12 protein-coding genes are annotated in these 14,966 nt (G+C 37.2%); 8 read left to right on the forward strand and 4 right to left on the reverse strand.

The genetic code is table 11. The features are described from left to right. Positions 1-139: 139 nt before the first annotated feature. Positions 140-844: an energy transducer TonB gene (locus DCS95_RS06955; RefSeq protein WP_116770032.1), complete on the forward strand. Its 705-nt coding sequence runs from the start codon at positions 140-142 to the stop codon at positions 842-844. 54 nt (positions 845-898) lie between these two features. On the opposite strand, the gene DCS95_RS06960 is transcribed toward DCS95_RS06955, so the two are convergent. The 4 genes from DCS95_RS06960 to DCS95_RS06975 all read right to left on the reverse strand — a co-directional run bounded on the left by DCS95_RS06960 (position 899) and on the right by DCS95_RS06975 (position 7,619). After that, a complete protein-coding gene (locus DCS95_RS06960; RefSeq protein WP_116770033.1) occupies positions 899-3,322 on the reverse strand; it encodes a sodium-translocating pyrophosphatase in 2,424 nt (807 codons plus the stop codon). Between the two features lie 113 nt (positions 3,323-3,435). Then, entirely contained in the window at positions 3,436-3,963 is a 528-nt protein-coding gene (locus DCS95_RS06965; RefSeq protein ID WP_116770034.1) for an inorganic diphosphatase, read from the reverse strand. Between the two features lie 74 nt (positions 3,964-4,037). After that, a complete protein-coding gene (locus tag DCS95_RS06970) occupies positions 4,038-6,539 on the reverse strand; it encodes a DUF5686 family protein (RefSeq protein WP_116770035.1) in 2,502 nt (833 codons plus the stop codon). 102 nt (positions 6,540-6,641) lie between these two features. Continuing rightward, the gene (locus DCS95_RS06975) at positions 6,642-7,619 is read right to left on the reverse strand and encodes a pyruvate dehydrogenase complex E1 component subunit beta (RefSeq protein ID WP_116770036.1); all 978 of its coding nucleotides are present in this window, start codon (positions 7,617-7,619) and stop codon (positions 6,642-6,644) included. Positions 7,620-7,792: 173 nt separating this feature from the next. On the opposite strand from DCS95_RS06975, the gene DCS95_RS06980 reads away from it, so the two are divergent. From DCS95_RS06980 to egtD, 7 genes are all read left to right on the forward strand, one after another. Then, positions 7,793-8,533: an electron transfer flavoprotein subunit beta/FixA family protein gene (locus DCS95_RS06980; RefSeq protein ID WP_116770037.1), complete on the forward strand. Its 741-nt coding sequence runs from the start codon at positions 7,793-7,795 to the stop codon at positions 8,531-8,533. A 37-nt stretch (positions 8,534-8,570) separates the two neighbouring features. After that, on the forward strand, positions 8,571-9,539 hold the full coding sequence (locus tag DCS95_RS06985) for an electron transfer flavoprotein subunit alpha/FixB family protein (protein ID WP_116770038.1): 969 nt from the start codon (positions 8,571-8,573) through the stop codon (positions 9,537-9,539). Positions 9,540-9,623: 84 nt separating this feature from the next. Then, positions 9,624-10,253, forward strand: a complete 630-nt coding sequence (locus DCS95_RS06990) for a bifunctional nuclease family protein (protein ID WP_058105291.1) — start codon at positions 9,624-9,626, stop codon at positions 10,251-10,253. A 161-nt stretch (positions 10,254-10,414) separates the two neighbouring features. Continuing rightward, on the forward strand, positions 10,415-11,731 hold the full coding sequence (locus tag DCS95_RS06995) for a NupC/NupG family nucleoside CNT transporter (RefSeq protein WP_244178412.1): 1,317 nt from the start codon (positions 10,415-10,417) through the stop codon (positions 11,729-11,731). Between the two features lie 165 nt (positions 11,732-11,896). Then, positions 11,897-12,721 (forward strand): thymidylate synthase, encoded by an 825-nt coding sequence (locus tag DCS95_RS07000; RefSeq protein WP_116770040.1) that lies wholly within the window; start codon positions 11,897-11,899, stop codon positions 12,719-12,721. 72 nt (positions 12,722-12,793) lie between these two features. Next, positions 12,794-13,954: an ergothioneine biosynthesis protein EgtB gene (gene egtB, locus DCS95_RS07005; RefSeq protein ID WP_116770041.1), complete on the forward strand. Its 1,161-nt coding sequence runs from the start codon at positions 12,794-12,796 to the stop codon at positions 13,952-13,954. A gap of 16 nt (positions 13,955-13,970) precedes the next feature. Next, complete coding sequence (gene egtD, locus DCS95_RS07010) at positions 13,971-14,939, forward strand: L-histidine N(alpha)-methyltransferase (protein ID WP_116770042.1); 969 nt, start codon at positions 13,971-13,973, stop codon at positions 14,937-14,939. Positions 14,940-14,966 lie beyond the last annotated feature (27 nt).

The following is a 14,966-nucleotide window of genomic DNA, read 5'->3' on the forward strand; positions in this document are numbered from 1 at the left end:
TACAAACTCAAGAGCGCTTCACTCACTCAAAACCAGGGTTGACTCATTACTCTTTTTATACCTGTCGCTCTTACCATAGTTTTAGATAGACAAAAGAATAATAACCCAACTTGTGTATGCAAGTCTAAATTAAAACAGTATGACACCAAAAAAAAATCCACAGAAAGACCTGAACAAAAAAAGCGGAACATTCTTCGTAATAGGACTCTTATTAGTGCTAGCAATGGTATACACCGCCTTAGAATGGAGAACACTTGATCCTACCAACACTATAGATGTAGTTTTAAATAAGGTTGACGATTCTATTATTGAAGAAGCACCTATTATTGAATTAAAGGCAACCCCACCACCAAAACCAAAGGTATTACCTGTTGAAATAGAAATTATAGAAGATGATGAACCCATAATCGAAACTGAGGTTATTGCAAGTGAAGTTGATACCGACACGGAAATTGTAGACCCCTCTGATTTTGAAGTTATTGAAGAACCAGAAGAAGTAAAAGTAAATTGGATAAGCATTGAAGAGGTTCCTATATTTCCTGGCTGTGAAAATGCAGAAGACAAACGTGCCTGCTTTAACGAAATGATGCAAAAACACATTCGTAAAAACTTTCGTTACCCAGAATTAGCTCAAGAAATGAACATTCAAGGCAGAGTAAATACTCAGTTCATGATTAACAACGATGGTAGCATCGGCACCATTCAAAAAAGAGGTCCGCACGATGTACTGGAAAAAGAAGCAGTAAGAATCTTATCTAAACTGCCAAAAATGACTCCTGGCAAACAAAGAGGTACGCCGGTAAAAGTATCTTTCGCAATACCTATTACATTTAAATTACAATAGATATTAAAAAAAACCATCAGCTTGGCTGATGGTTTTATTCAAAGCATTACCATTTTATTTATTAATCTCCACTTTTTCTATCGTAATTTCAGATGCGGTACCATTCTTTTCAATAGTAGCTTTTTCAAACTCTTTCAGCTGTGCTTCAACCTCTGCCTTTGTTCCTTTATAAACCTTCTCTTCCGTCACAGACGTTCCGTTGACAGTAGTAGAATAGGTAACTATAGCTTCCGCCATATCTTCGTTTTCCATATTCATTTCTATGGTAACTTCTTTTGTATCATTCAACGATGCAACACCTTCTTCAGCATGACCACCTAAAATTGGTGCAATTACCAAGCCGATCAAACAAGTCAGTTTAATTAGAATATTCATCGAAGGTCCTGAAGTATCTTTAAATGGATCTCCAACAGTATCACCGGTTACAGCAGCTTTGTGTGCCTCTGAGCCTTTATAGGTCATTTCACCATTAATTTCCACGCCCGCTTCGAATGATTTTTTGGCATTATCCCAAGCGCCACCGGCATTGTTCTGAAAAATTGCCCATAACACACCAGATACTGTTACACCGGCCATATAACCACCTAACATTTCTGCAATAGCCAATTTATTCATACCGAACAATAATGGAGCGAAAGCTATAACCAAAGGAAAACCAATGGTCAATAAACCTGGCAACATCATTTCTTTAAGAGAGGCTTGTGTAGAAATCGCTACACATTTATCATACTCTGGTTTACCCGTACCTTCCATAATACCTGGAATAGCCTTAAACTGCCTTCTAACCTCATGAACCATTTCCATAGCCGCTTTGCCCACAGCATTCATAGCCAAGGCAGAAAATACTACCGGTACCATGCCACCAACAAAAAGCATTGCCAATACAGGTGCTTTAAAGATATTTATCCCATCAATTCCCGTAAAGGTCACGTAAGCCGCAAAAAGAGCCAAAGATGTCAATGCAGCAGATGCAATAGCAAAACCTTTACCTGTTGCCGCAGTAGTATTACCCACTGAATCTAAAATATCGGTTCTTTCCCTTACAATAGGTTCCTGCTCACTCATTTCAGCAATACCACCTGCATTATCGGATATTGGCCCAAAGGCATCAATTGCCAACTGCATAGCTGTAGTAGCCATCATAGCTGAGGCAGCCAAAGCTACACCGTAAAATCCCGCAAAGGCATAAGATGCCCAAATGGCACCTGCGAACAAAAGAACAGAAGGAAAAGTAGATATCATTCCGGTAGCCAAACCAGCAATAATATTCGTACCGGCACCGGTACTTGACTGTTGTACTATTTTTAAGATCGGTGATTTACCTAAACCTGTGTAATACTCCGTTACCGATGAAATTACCGCACCTACAACCAAACCTACCAAGGTAGCATAGAATACGCGCATTGATGATATTTCCATTAACCCTTCACCAAAGAATTCCATTTTCATAGTTTCGGGCAACATCCATGTAACCAAAACAAAACAAGAAATGGCAACTAGCACAATGGATGTCCAATTTCCAATATTCAAAGCCCCCATTACTTGGGCTTCTTTTGCTTCGTTATTTTTAATTTTAACAAGCATTGTACCTATAATAGATATAATTATACCAGCACCAGCGATTGCCATAGGCAAGAGAATAGGACCAATTCCACCAAAGGCATCAGAAATACTTCCGCCCATATCTTTAATCACATAATTCCCCAGAACCATTGCCGCTAGAACCGTAGCAACATAAGACCCGAACAAATCGGCTCCCATACCTGCAACATCACCTACATTATCACCCACATTATCTGCAATTGTAGCAGGATTACGAGGATCATCTTCAGGTATACCGGCTTCTACCTTACCTACCAAATCTGCACCTACGTCGGCAGCCTTGGTATAAATACCACCGCCTACACGGGCAAAAAGAGCGATAGATTCCGCACCTAATGAAAAGCCTGCCAATGTCTCCAATACAATGGTCATATCCATTGTTGACGTCCAGACGCCTCCCATAAAGAACTGAAAAAATGCGATAAAGAAAATTGTGAGCCCCAATACGGCCAAACCTGCAACACCAAGACCCATAACCGTACCACCTCCAAAAGATATTTTTAAGGCATTAGGCAAGCTTGTGCGCGCTGCTTGAGTGGTTCGTACATTGGTTTTTGTTGCTATTTTCATTCCGATATTTCCTGCATAAGCAGAAAATATAGCTCCAAAAATAAAGGAAATCACAATTAGCCAATGTGTGGTAGGCACTATAAAAGAAACGATGGCAAGTAAAACACTTACTACGACTACGAATATTGACAAAAGCTTATACTCTGCACTTAAAAAAGCAAGAGCGCCTTCATAAATATAATCCGATATTTCTTTCATTTTTCCATCTCCGGCATGTTGTTTCAATACCCAAGATCTTTTAATGCCCATGTAAATTAGGCCTAATACTGCCATAAGAATTGGCATGTAAATCATTGTTGACTCCATTTAATCTGTTGTTAGTTGTTAGAAAATTTATCCGACTAATGTAGTAAATTAGAATAGAATAAAAAAAGCCACTTTTCTTTAAGAAAAGTGGCTTAAACGGAGTGAATTTTTATTTATATCATAAAAGTTCGCTTTGCCTTGTGCTCGCTTTTATCATATCGTTCAACACATTCGTGGTAAATTTCAATTGCTTTTTCAGCATTACTCCATCCACCAGTGTCCACTTTTTTCTCCTCTAAATCTTTATAAACCTGAAAGAAATGCTCTATTTCTTTTAATCTATGTGGATTTAAGTCACTGATATCGTTATTATTACTCCAAATTGGATCAGAAACCGGCACACAAATAATTTTTTCATCCGGTCCTTTTTCATCTGTCATATGGAAAACACCTATTGGTTTTACCTCCATAACCGTCATAGGGTAAACAGGCTCTGTACCCATTACCAAAACATCTAACGGATCTTTATCTAATGCCAAGGTTTCTGGTATAAAACCATAATCTCCAGGATACATCATTGAAGAAAATAACATACGATCAAAACGAATTTTATGTAAATCAAAATCGTATTCGTATTTATTTCTACTTCCTTTCGGAATTTCTATTAAAACATCAAAGGTTAGTCCTTTTTCTGTAGCCATATTTAAAAGTTGTTTAATTTATTTGTTTGTATTGAAACGCTGCTTAGTTGTTATAATTGTAAAAATTAATTGAATTAAAAGACAAATCCAAAAGTTCCTGTTACCCCAAACTTTCTAGCATCTGGATTTTCTAAATAGTTTCCCCTAAAATTGAAATCTAATCTAAATACCTTGAAAATGTTTCCAATTCCAAAGGAATACTCATAATATATTTTTTCTGAAGGCGCCCTTAACGGTGTATTCATCGTAGCCGGTGCACTCAATGCTATATTCTCATCAGACAAATCTCCCCAAACTCCACGAACGGCAACTAATTCCCTTAAATTAAATTTTCTTAAAAAAGGAATTCTTGAAAAGAACCTACCATTAAAATTATGTTGCAAATGTACTGCAGCATAGGTATCGGTCACAAATTCATAGAAATCTAAATTTGGAAATGTACCGTAATTTGAGAAAAAAGTTTGGTTACCCGGCACCACACTCAACAGACCTAAAGGTACTTCTCCAAAAGTTTTACCTAACTCTACGGTACTTAGCAACCTACCGAACCCACCCAATTGCCATGGCTGACTGTATGAAAACTGAAGTTTACTGTAGTCAAAATCACTATCCATAATACCCTTTGATCCTTTGGTGTAATTTAACAGGATAGTACTATAGGTATCATTGACATCTCTACGTTCTACACCAAAACCAATGGTCTTTTTGCCAGGGGTATATAACAAAAGTGCATTGAAATCGAGCTGACGAATCTCGGATGAGACCCCAGTTGGTGACTCTGGATCAACATAATCTAAGCTAAAATCATTTGGCAAAGCAGAACTTAGGGTTCTAAATGTACCACCAACAGAAAACTTTAAATTTGTCAATGGTTCTATTTCAAAACTTAATGCACTAAGATTAATATTGGTCAACCTATTATTAGCCCCTACCGTTAACAATGATGACGAAGCTATGCTGCGCCCTAAAACATCATTAGTTGCCGTTAAACTCACTCCTAATTGTTCAATATCTCGCCTATTGCCACCAGAAACAATTAGCCTGCTATTTTTATCCAACAGCATTTTCCCAGCCAACCCATGTTTAAACTTATTATCCTTGAATCCGTATGCCGTATACCCTTCTATACGCCATAGGTCATTTTGACCAAAATAGGTTCTGGCACCTAATCTAATTCTTGCGCCTTCGGCATTATTATACCCAAAGAAATCGTATACCGAACCAAGATCCAAATTCCATTTATCGACCTCAACATAACCTGAACCCAATATACTGATCAGGTTATAGTAAGACTTAAACTTTGGTACGGTCTTTAAAGTATCGAGCAATTTGTAAATTCCCTGCTCATCTTTGTTCAGGCTCTCTAGCCTATTTTTTTGCCAGAACTCATCATCTTTGATAATTTGGGTTACATCTAACGGATTTCTATCTTTTCTGTAGACCTCCCTTGGTCTTGGCTTATCGAATTCATAATTATCATAAACCGTGGTTCTTTTGCCATAAAGCCCTCTAGACTCTTCTTTTTTGTTGAAACTAAAATCGCTCAACATATAATCTCTTTTCAAAAGAAAAACAGAGTCATTGACCACATCGAAATCTTGTTCTATATAAATTTCTTTGACCCAATTGATATTGGCACTTTTAGTAACCTGTAAGTTGATATTTTTAACCGCCCATGTAGAATCATTTACCCAAAAGTCTCCCTTAAAGGTCAATTCATTTTTACGACGAGGGTAATAAACAATATTATAGCACCACTTATTATCTATAAAAGCGCTATCGCGCAACGCATAATTATAAACATCTACCCCTGTTCGAGACAATGGACTAGTGAAACTTTTATCAAAGAATTTTAAATAGTTATTATAGACATCATATTCTTGGTACAAATCTTTTACAAAAGCAATAATTGCCTGATTGTTCTCAAAACCTGAGTTCTTATTTCCTAAAACATCTTCTTTTTCTTCATTGATTATATTATCTCCATAAACTTTTGAAAATGTTTCGTTCAAGAAAATAGGCAAATAGGTTTTACCGGTTATACGTGATGTATCTAAGTCTTGAAAAACGAATTCTAGTCCCTTAAATACTTTGCTTTTTATTAAGGAGCTATCAATGGTATTTAGGTCGAACTCTACCTTTTCATATTTATCAAAAGCATATTGATCAAACTGTCTAACTCCATTTTCGCGCTTTTTAGCCCAAATTTTTCTTAAGATATCTACTGCCGGATTATTCTTTTTAGATTGTTTCCCCGAAATTAGTACCACCTCATTCAACTGCTCAGCAGCCTCCACCATGGTGATTTTTAGATCGTAAACAACTTTAGAATCTAATTGAAGTTCATATTCCGTATAACCGATAAAGGAAAAAATTACCGTACTATAGTCATTATCAGACTCAAGGTAAAACCTACCATCATCATTGGTAATGGTACCTTCTGTTGAATTTTTAAAGAATACGTTGGCAAAGGATACAGGCTCACCTTGTTCGTCTATAACCATACCACCAATTTTGGTCTGGCCCTGAACTAGGAAAAAGCATAGACTTAAGATTATAAAAAATATCCCTCTCATTAAATAGGTCGTTCAATTATTTTTTCAGCAAATAGCATACCAATAAAAAAAGCTTCTCCAGACTTGGTCGGAGAAGCTAAGGTACTTTACAATATCTGTATCTTATTTGTATAAAACTTTTTTAACAGCGTTGACTACATCTTTATGGTTTGGCAACCACTCCTCTAACAATACAGGAGAATAAGGTGCAGGTGTATCTGCGGTGTTTATCTTAACGATAGGAGCATCTAAATAATCAAATGCATGTGCCTGCACATGATAAGTAACCTCTGTAGCTACATTACCAAATGGCCAAGCTTCTTCTAAAATCACCAATCTATTGGTCTTTTTTACAGATTTTAAGATAGCTTCATAATCCAATGGCTTAACGGTACGTAAATCTATAATCTCACAGCTAATACCATCTTTTTCCAATTCATCTGCAGCTTTATCGGCTTCTTTAATGATCTTACCAAATGAAACTATGGTCACATCTTTTCCTTCTCTACGAATGTCAGCAACACCTAATGGAATGGTATATTCTCCTTCCGGAACCTCTCCCTTATCACCGTACATTTGTTCAGACTCCATAAAAATAACCGGATCGTCATCTCTAATTGCAGCTTTTAATAACCCTTTAGCATCGGCCGGGTTAGATGGCACTACCACCTTTAACCCCGGACAGTTGGCATACCAACTCTCAAAAGCCTGTGAATGCGTTGCCGCCAATTGCCCTGCAGAAGCAGTAGGACCTCTAAATACGATAGGACAAGGAAATTGTCCACCTGACATTTGTCTGATCTTAGCAGCATTGTTGATTATCTGGTCAATACCTACCAATGCAAAATTGAAGGTCATGAACTCTATAATAGGTCTGTTCCCCGTCATGGTAGAACCAACCCCTATACCTGCAAAACCAAGCTCGGAAATTGGAGTATCAATAACCCTTTTAGGGCCAAACTCATCCAACATACCTTTGGAAGCCTTATATGCGCCATTATATTCCGCTACTTCTTCACCCATCAAATAGATAGATTCATCCCTCCTCATTTCTTCGGACATGGCCTCGGCGATTGCTTGCCTAAATTGTAGTGTTTTCATGTATGGTTAAAATTATTCTTTGTTATATGCTAGAAAGCAAGCAAAAATAGGAAATATAATATCAAAAAATAGAATGCCAGATTTAAAAAAAGTTATAAAATTTACTATGCATGCATAGTAAATTTGGATTTTATTAGCTATCTTCGTCACCATTGATATAAAGTTTTTTACACATGAAGATATTAGTTTGCATAAGTAACGTTCCAGATACGACATCTAAAATTAATTTTACAGATGGCGACACTAAATTTGACACCAATGGTGTACAGTTCGTAATTAACCCTAACGACGAATTTGGATTAACAAGAGCCATGTGGTTCAAAGAAAAACAAGGCGCTTCAGTTCATATTGCCACAGTAGGCGGACCTACAGTTGAACCTACAATGCGCAAAGCTTTAGCCATAGGCGCAGACGAGGCTTTTAGAATAAACACAGAACCTACCGATGGTTTTTCCGTTGCACAGCAATTAGCCGAAGTTGTTAAGAACGGTGGTTACGACCTTGTTATTGGCGGTAGAGAATCTATAGACTATAATGGTGGTATGGTACCAGGAATTTTGGCCTCGTTGACCAATATGAATTTCATCAATTCTTGTATAAGTCTTGAAATTGAAGGTAACGATGTTACCGCAGTAAGAGAAATTGACGGCGGAAAAGAAAAATTGACAAGCAGCTTACCTTTAGTTGTTGGTGGTCAAAAAGGACTTGTTGAGGAGAGCGACCTACGCATACCTAACATGAGAGGTATTATGATGGCCAGAAAAAAGACCCTTACGGTAGTTGAACCTGTTGATGCCCTTAAAGCTACTGAGGATAAAAAATTCGACAAACCAGCTCCAAAAGGTCCGGTTAAATTAGCCGACAGCGTTGATCAGTTGGTAGATTTATTGCACAACGAAGCAAAAGTCATTTAATAACCTATTATTTAGGTAAACATTAAAAACAAAAAAGATGTCAGTTTTAGTATATACAGAATCAGAAAAAGGAAAATTTAAAAAGAACGCGTTCGAAGTTGCTTCTTATGCTGCGGAAGTTGCCAAAATGATGGGCACTACAGTTACCGCAATTTCTTTTAACAGTGACGAAAACGATACCCTAGGAGATTACGGTGTATCAAAAGTTCTTAACGTTAAAGATGATGCGCTTTCAACTTTCAATGCAGGGGCTTACGCTACAACCATTGCCGAAGCCGTAAAAAGCACCGATGCCAAAGTGGTTATTTTAAGTTCTAGCACAGACACCAAATATTTAGCACCATTGTTATCTGCCAAATTATCTGCAGGTTACGCACCTAATGTTGTTCAAGCTCCTGAAAGCACTTCGCCTTTTATGGTTAAAAGATCCGCTTTCAGTAATAAAGGTTTTGCCCACACGCAAATAGATACCGATATTAAAATTGTAGGGGTATCAAACAATGCATTTGGAGCACATGAAAATAAGACAGATGTATCTGTTGAAGAAATAGCTGCTGCCACAGACGGTGTTACCAACATCACAAAATCTGTTGAAGTTGATAAAGTAGTCGGTAAAGCAACTATAGCAGATGCAGATATAGTCGTTTCTGCAGGTAGAGGATTAAAAGGTCCTGAAAACTGGGGAATGATCGAAGAGCTTGCCGATGTTTTAGGCGCTGCTACCGCTTGCTCCAAACCAGTTTCAGATTTAGGCTGGAGACCACACGGTGAACACGTAGGACAAACCGGAAAGCCAGTTGCAAGTAACCTTTACATTGCCATTGGTATATCTGGAGCCATTCAACATTTAGCAGGTGTAAGTGCCTCTAAAACCAAAGTTGTCATCAATAATGACCCCGAAGCACCTTTCTTCAAAGCTGCTGATTACGGAATTGTTGGCGATGCCTTTGAAGTTGTTCCTCAATTGATTGAAAAATTAAAAGATTTTAAAGCACAAAACGGCTAAATTTTTGTTATTTTGTGCCCCTTAAAGGGCTGTTCGGATAGTTGGAGCCCAAGTATTCGAACAGCCTTTTTTAGTTTAAAATCTATGAGTCTAGTACGATTAAAAATAAAAGGAATCTCTTACAGCCAAACTCAGAATGGTGCCTATGCACTTATTTTGAACGAGGTTGAGGGCGACAGAAAACTACCCATTGTTATTGGTGCTTTTGAGGCCCAATCAATTGCTATTGCCCTAGAAAAAGAAATAAAGCCACCAAGACCGCTTACCCATGATCTGTTCAAAAACTTTTCAGACAGGTTTGACATCGTTATTAAGCAGGTTATTATTCACAAATTGGTAGACGGCGTATTTTATTCTAGCATTATTTGCGAAAGAGATGGCATAGAAGAAATTATCGATGCAAGAACAAGTGATGCCATTGCCTTGGCATTACGCTTTAACGCCCCCATTTTCACATATAAGACTATATTGGACAAAGCTGGAATATTCTTGAAATTCTCCTCTAAAGAGAAAGATCAGAAAGAAAGCGATGATAGTATAATGGTCGATGAAATTTTACAGGAAGGCGAAACAGTAGAAATAGATTCTGGTGCTACAGATGGTTACACTGAACTTACCATTGAAGAGCTTGAAGCAGAATTAAAAAAGGCAGTCACCAACGAAGACTACGAAAAGGCGGCAAAATTGAGAGATGAAATCTCTAAACGCAATTAAATATTAAATTATAGTTTATGAAAAAGGGCAAATGGCTGCTATTTTTTGCACTAATTCTTACCACAATTACATTTGCTCAAGACGTAGACGTAACCGTACCATTAGAAAACACTACAGACACTACTTTAGTTGAAGATGTAGCAAATGCCGGCGAAATAAATATGTCCATAAACGAGGGGTTTTCCATCAACAGCCTGGGCAGAGGTGTTTTAGGTATGGCGGTGCTACTACTTTTAGCATTCTTATTCAGCTCTAATAGAAGGGCTATAAACTGGAAAACAGTTGGTATAGGTTTGGCGCTTCAATTGGTAATTGCTATTGGCGTATTAAAAGTACCATTCGTTCAATTGGTTTTCGAGCAAATAGGTAAAGTATTCGTTAGTATTTTAGAATTTACACGCGCAGGAAGTAAATTCCTTTTTGAAGGTCTTGTTGTAGACACAGGTACTTTTGGCTATATTTTTGCCTTTCAGGTATTGCCTACCATTATATTTTTCTCAGCACTTACTTCGTTATTGTTTTACTTAGGACTGATACAAAAGGTGGTAAAATGGTTGGCCTGGGCACTTTCCAAAACTTTAGGAATATCGGGACCTGAAAGTTTGTCTGTAGCAGGAAACATCTTTTTAGGACAAACCGAAGCTCCTTTATTAATAAAAGCTTACCTAGAAAAGATGACACGTTCAGAAATTCTGTTGGTCATGATCGGTGGTATGGCTACTGTTGCAGGCGCTGTATTAGCTGCGTATATAGGGTTTTTAGGTGGTGAGGACGAGGTACTTCAATTGGTATTCGCTAAGCATTTATTGGCAGCATCCGTAATGGCTGCTCCCGGTGCCATTGTAATCTCAAAAATGCTTTATCCACAAACCGAAGAGGTAAACAGTGATGTACACGTTTCCTCCGAAAAAATAGGAGCCAATGTATTGGATGCTATTGCCAATGGTACAACCGAAGGATTAAAGCTTGCCGTAAACGTAGGGGCAATGTTGCTAGTGTTCGTCGCCATCATAGCCATGGTGAACGGTATTTTAGAATGGACAGGTGATTTAACACACCTAAATGGCTGGATAGCTGATAATACTTCTTATTCAAAATTTTCTTTAGAAGCTATTTTAGGTACAATTTTCGCCCCTTTGATGTGGCTTATCGGCGTTGCCAACGAAGACATTATGCTTATGGGTCAATTATTGGGCATTAAATTAGTAGCTAGTGAATTTGTTGGATACATTCAATTAGCAGAACTGAAAGACCTTTCTACAGACGCTAACTTAACGTACAATAAGTCTGTAATAATGGCTACTTATATGCTATGTGGTTTTGCCAACTTTGCGTCTATAGGAATTCAAATTGGCGGTATTGGCTCACTGGCACCTGGACAAAGAAAAACGTTATCCGAATTCGGAATGAAGGCTGTTTTAGGTGGTTCTTTAGCTTCGTTACTTTCTGCCACTATCGCTGGTATGATTTTAGGATAAAAAGACCCCTAGCCCCCAAAAGGGGAACACTTATTATTTCGTTGATAATTATTGATAACTGAAAAGTTATTCCTCTGTTTTACATATTTTCTTTCTTTATTTTTGATACAACAAAAATCATTACTCCTTGAGTTCTATGCATAGAACTCAAGGAGCTCTATTCTTATGAAACAATACCACGACTTACTTAATCACGTATTAGCTGCAGGAAACCAAAAAGGCGACCGAACAGGAACAGGAACCAAAAGTGTTTTTGGGTATCAAATGCGTTTTGACCTCAGCGAAGGTTTCCCCATGGTAACCACCAAAAAATTACATTTAAAATCTATAGTATATGAACTACTTTGGTTTTTAAAAGGTGATACAAATATTAAGTATTTACAGGAGAACGGAGTTCGTATTTGGAACGAGTGGGCAGATGAAAATGGAGATCTTGGTCCGGTTTATGGTCACCAATGGCGAAATTGGAACGATGATGAAATTGACCAAATCAAAGAAGTTGTACATTCTTTAAAAACAAACCCAAATAGCAGAAGAATGTTAGTTTCCGCTTGGAACCCTAGTGTTTTGCCAGATACCTCTAAGTCTTTCTCTGAGAATGTAGCTAACGGCAAAGCAGCTTTACCACCTTGTCATGCATTCTTTCAATTTTATGTTGCGGACGGCAAATTATCTTGCCAGTTATACCAACGTAGTGCAGATATTTTTTTAGGAGTGCCTTTCAATATTGCATCTTATGCCTTGTTTACCATGATGATGGCGCAAGTTTGTGGATATGAAGCTGGGGATTTTATCCATACTTTTGGCGATGCCCATATATATAATAATCATATGGAGCAGGTTGAATTACAATTAAGCAGAGAGCCCAGACCTTTGCCTAAAATGAAAATAAATCCTGATGTGAAAGATATTTTCGATTTCAAATTCGAGGACTTCACATTAGAAGATTATAATCCGTATCCTCATATAAAAGGGATAGTAGCCGTTTAGTATCAATTTCTTAATTTATCAGATTAATACGCATTGGTCAATTTTATTTAACTTACAATAAAATTGTTAACCATGGTTAGTACTGATACGCTCTTAGATTTCTTTATAGAAACTAGAGAGCATACCGAGGCTATTTGCGAGCCCCTAGAAATTGAAGATTATGTGGTACAACCAATAATTGATGTATCTCCACCAAAATGGCACTTAGGCCATACCACTTGGTTCTTTGAAGAATTCATACTTAAATCTTATGATGCATCTTATCAAATATTCGATGAAGACTTCTCGTTCGTATTCAACAGTTACTATGAAACCGTAGGTAAACGTGTTGTTCGCGCTGACCGAGGCAACCTTTCTAGACCTTCCGTAAAAAAGGTTTATGAATACCGTACCTACGTGACTCAAGCAATGAACAAATTGCTAGAATCAAATAATGATCAAAAGCTATTAGAAGTTCTTGAAATAGGGATTCATCACGAAAAACAGCATCAAGAATTATTACTTACGGACATTAAATATATTTTAGGCAACAATCCGCTATTACCCAAGTATTCCGATACTTTTAAAGAATTTACCGTTGAGAAAGGCACACAACAGTGGATATCGATGAGCGAAGGCATATATGAAATTGGCCATAATTCTACAGACTTTTGTTTTGACAATGAATTAGGCAGACACAAGGTGTACTTACACGACTATCAAATATCCAATAAACTTGTTACCAATGGAGAATATTTGGAATTTATAAAAGCAGATGGCTATAAACGATTTGACCTTTGGCACGCCGCTGGATGGGATTGGGTGCAGCAAAAAAAAATAAACTCACCTTTATATTGGCACCTAATAGATGACACCTGGCATTACTACAGCCTTAATGGGTTAACAAAGATCGATGTAGATGCTCCAGTAACCCACATTTCGTACTTTGAAGCCTTTGCTTTTGCACAATTTAAAAATTGCCGCCTACCAACTGAATTTGAATGGGAAACAGCACAGAATTCATTTAACTGGGGACAACGTTGGGAATGGACAGAAAGCGCCTATTTACCCTACCCCAATTATAAAAAAGTTGACGGAGCCTTGGGCGAATACAATGGCAAATTTATGGTGAATCAAAAAGTACTTAGAGGTAGCTCTGTAGCAACACCTAACAGGCATGCGAGACACACATATCGCAATTTCTTTCAGACAGATTTAAAATGGCAGTTTACCGGGATAAGGTTAGCCAAATAATAACGACATACTTATTATGCAAAACACTAACATAGCACCAGTTGTTACAACTGAATTTGAAAAAGAGGTGCACGCCGGTTTAACCGACTACCCAAAACATCTATCATCAAAATATTTTTACGATAAAAAGGGTGATAAACTTTTTCAAGATATTATGGCAATGCCAACATATTACCTAACCGATTGTGAATATGAGATTCTTGAAAACAACAAAGAGAAAATTACAGAATTGTTCGCTAATTCAGGTACATTCGATTTAATAGAGTTAGGTGCGGGTGACGGTAAAAAAACAAAAATATTACTGAAAGAATTTAGTGATAAAAATATTGATTTTACATACGTACCTATTGACATCAGTGAAAACGCCCTTAATCAACTTCACAATTCTTGTGAAAAAGAAATACCCAAAGTAAACGTTCTACCCATTCAAGGAACTTATTTTGAGGCTTTAAAAGAAATAAAACACAGAAAGAACAGAAAGGTTATTTTATTCTTAGGTTCAAACATTGGTAATCTTGAACACGATCAAGCCGTAGTTTTCATGAAAAAAATTCAACAGCTCATGCAACCGAATGACTTGCTCTTAATAGGCTTCGACCAAAAGAAAAATCCAAAAACCATACTAGATGCTTATAGCGATCAAGAAGGGGTAACCGCAGCATTCAACAAAAATATTCTTGCTAGAATAAATACAGAATTAGATGGTAATTTTGATTTAGATCAGTTTTTACACTGGGAAGTTTATAATCCAGAAACCGGATCGGCAAAAAGCTATTTGGTTTCTAAAATTGAGCAAAACATCAGAATTGAAGCCCTAGACCTAACGGTTCAATTTAAGCAATGGGAAACCATACACACAGAAATATCTCAAAAATATGACGACCAAATTATCAACTGGCTCGCTAAAGAATCAGGTTTAAAAATGACCACTGATTATCAATCTAAAGAATATGGATACAAAAATTGTGTTTTCAAAAAAGTTTAGTCAAAAGAAACAATTCCAAAATAAAAA

The organism is Maribacter litoralis (assembly GCF_003075045.1).
GTDB classification, from domain to species: Bacteria; Bacteroidota; Bacteroidia; order Flavobacteriales; family Flavobacteriaceae; genus Maribacter; species Maribacter litoralis.

Bases quoted from the DNA above. Each gene is read 5' to 3' on its own strand.
- DCS95_RS06985 (WP_116770038.1), top strand. From the start codon at position 8,571: ATGTCAGTTTTAGTATATACAGAATCAGAAAAAGGAAAATTTAAAAAG.
- DCS95_RS06975 (WP_116770036.1), bottom strand. From the start codon at position 7,619: ATGAAAACACTACAATTTAGGCAAGCAATCGCCGAGGCCATGTCCGAA.
- DCS95_RS06970 (WP_116770035.1), bottom strand. From the start codon at position 6,539: ATGAGAGGGATATTTTTTATAATCTTAAGTCTATGCTTTTTCCTAGTT.
- egtD (WP_116770042.1), top strand. From the start codon at position 13,971: ATGCAAAACACTAACATAGCACCAGTTGTTACAACTGAATTTGAAAAA.
- egtB (WP_116770041.1), top strand. From the start codon at position 12,794: ATGGTTAGTACTGATACGCTCTTAGATTTCTTTATAGAAACTAGAGAG.
- DCS95_RS06960 (WP_116770033.1), bottom strand. From the start codon at position 3,322: ATGGAGTCAACAATGATTTACATGCCAATTCTTATGGCAGTATTAGGC.
- DCS95_RS06955 (WP_116770032.1), top strand. From the start codon at position 140: ATGACACCAAAAAAAAATCCACAGAAAGACCTGAACAAAAAAAGCGGA.
- DCS95_RS06980 (WP_116770037.1), top strand. From the start codon at position 7,793: ATGAAGATATTAGTTTGCATAAGTAACGTTCCAGATACGACATCTAAA.
- DCS95_RS07000 (WP_116770040.1), top strand. From the start codon at position 11,897: ATGAAACAATACCACGACTTACTTAATCACGTATTAGCTGCAGGAAAC.
- DCS95_RS06995 (WP_244178412.1), top strand. From the start codon at position 10,415: ATGTCCATAAACGAGGGGTTTTCCATCAACAGCCTGGGCAGAGGTGTT.
- DCS95_RS06965 (WP_116770034.1), bottom strand. From the start codon at position 3,963: ATGGCTACAGAAAAAGGACTAACCTTTGATGTTTTAATAGAAATTCCG.
- DCS95_RS06990 (WP_058105291.1), top strand. From the start codon at position 9,624: ATGAGTCTAGTACGATTAAAAATAAAAGGAATCTCTTACAGCCAAACT.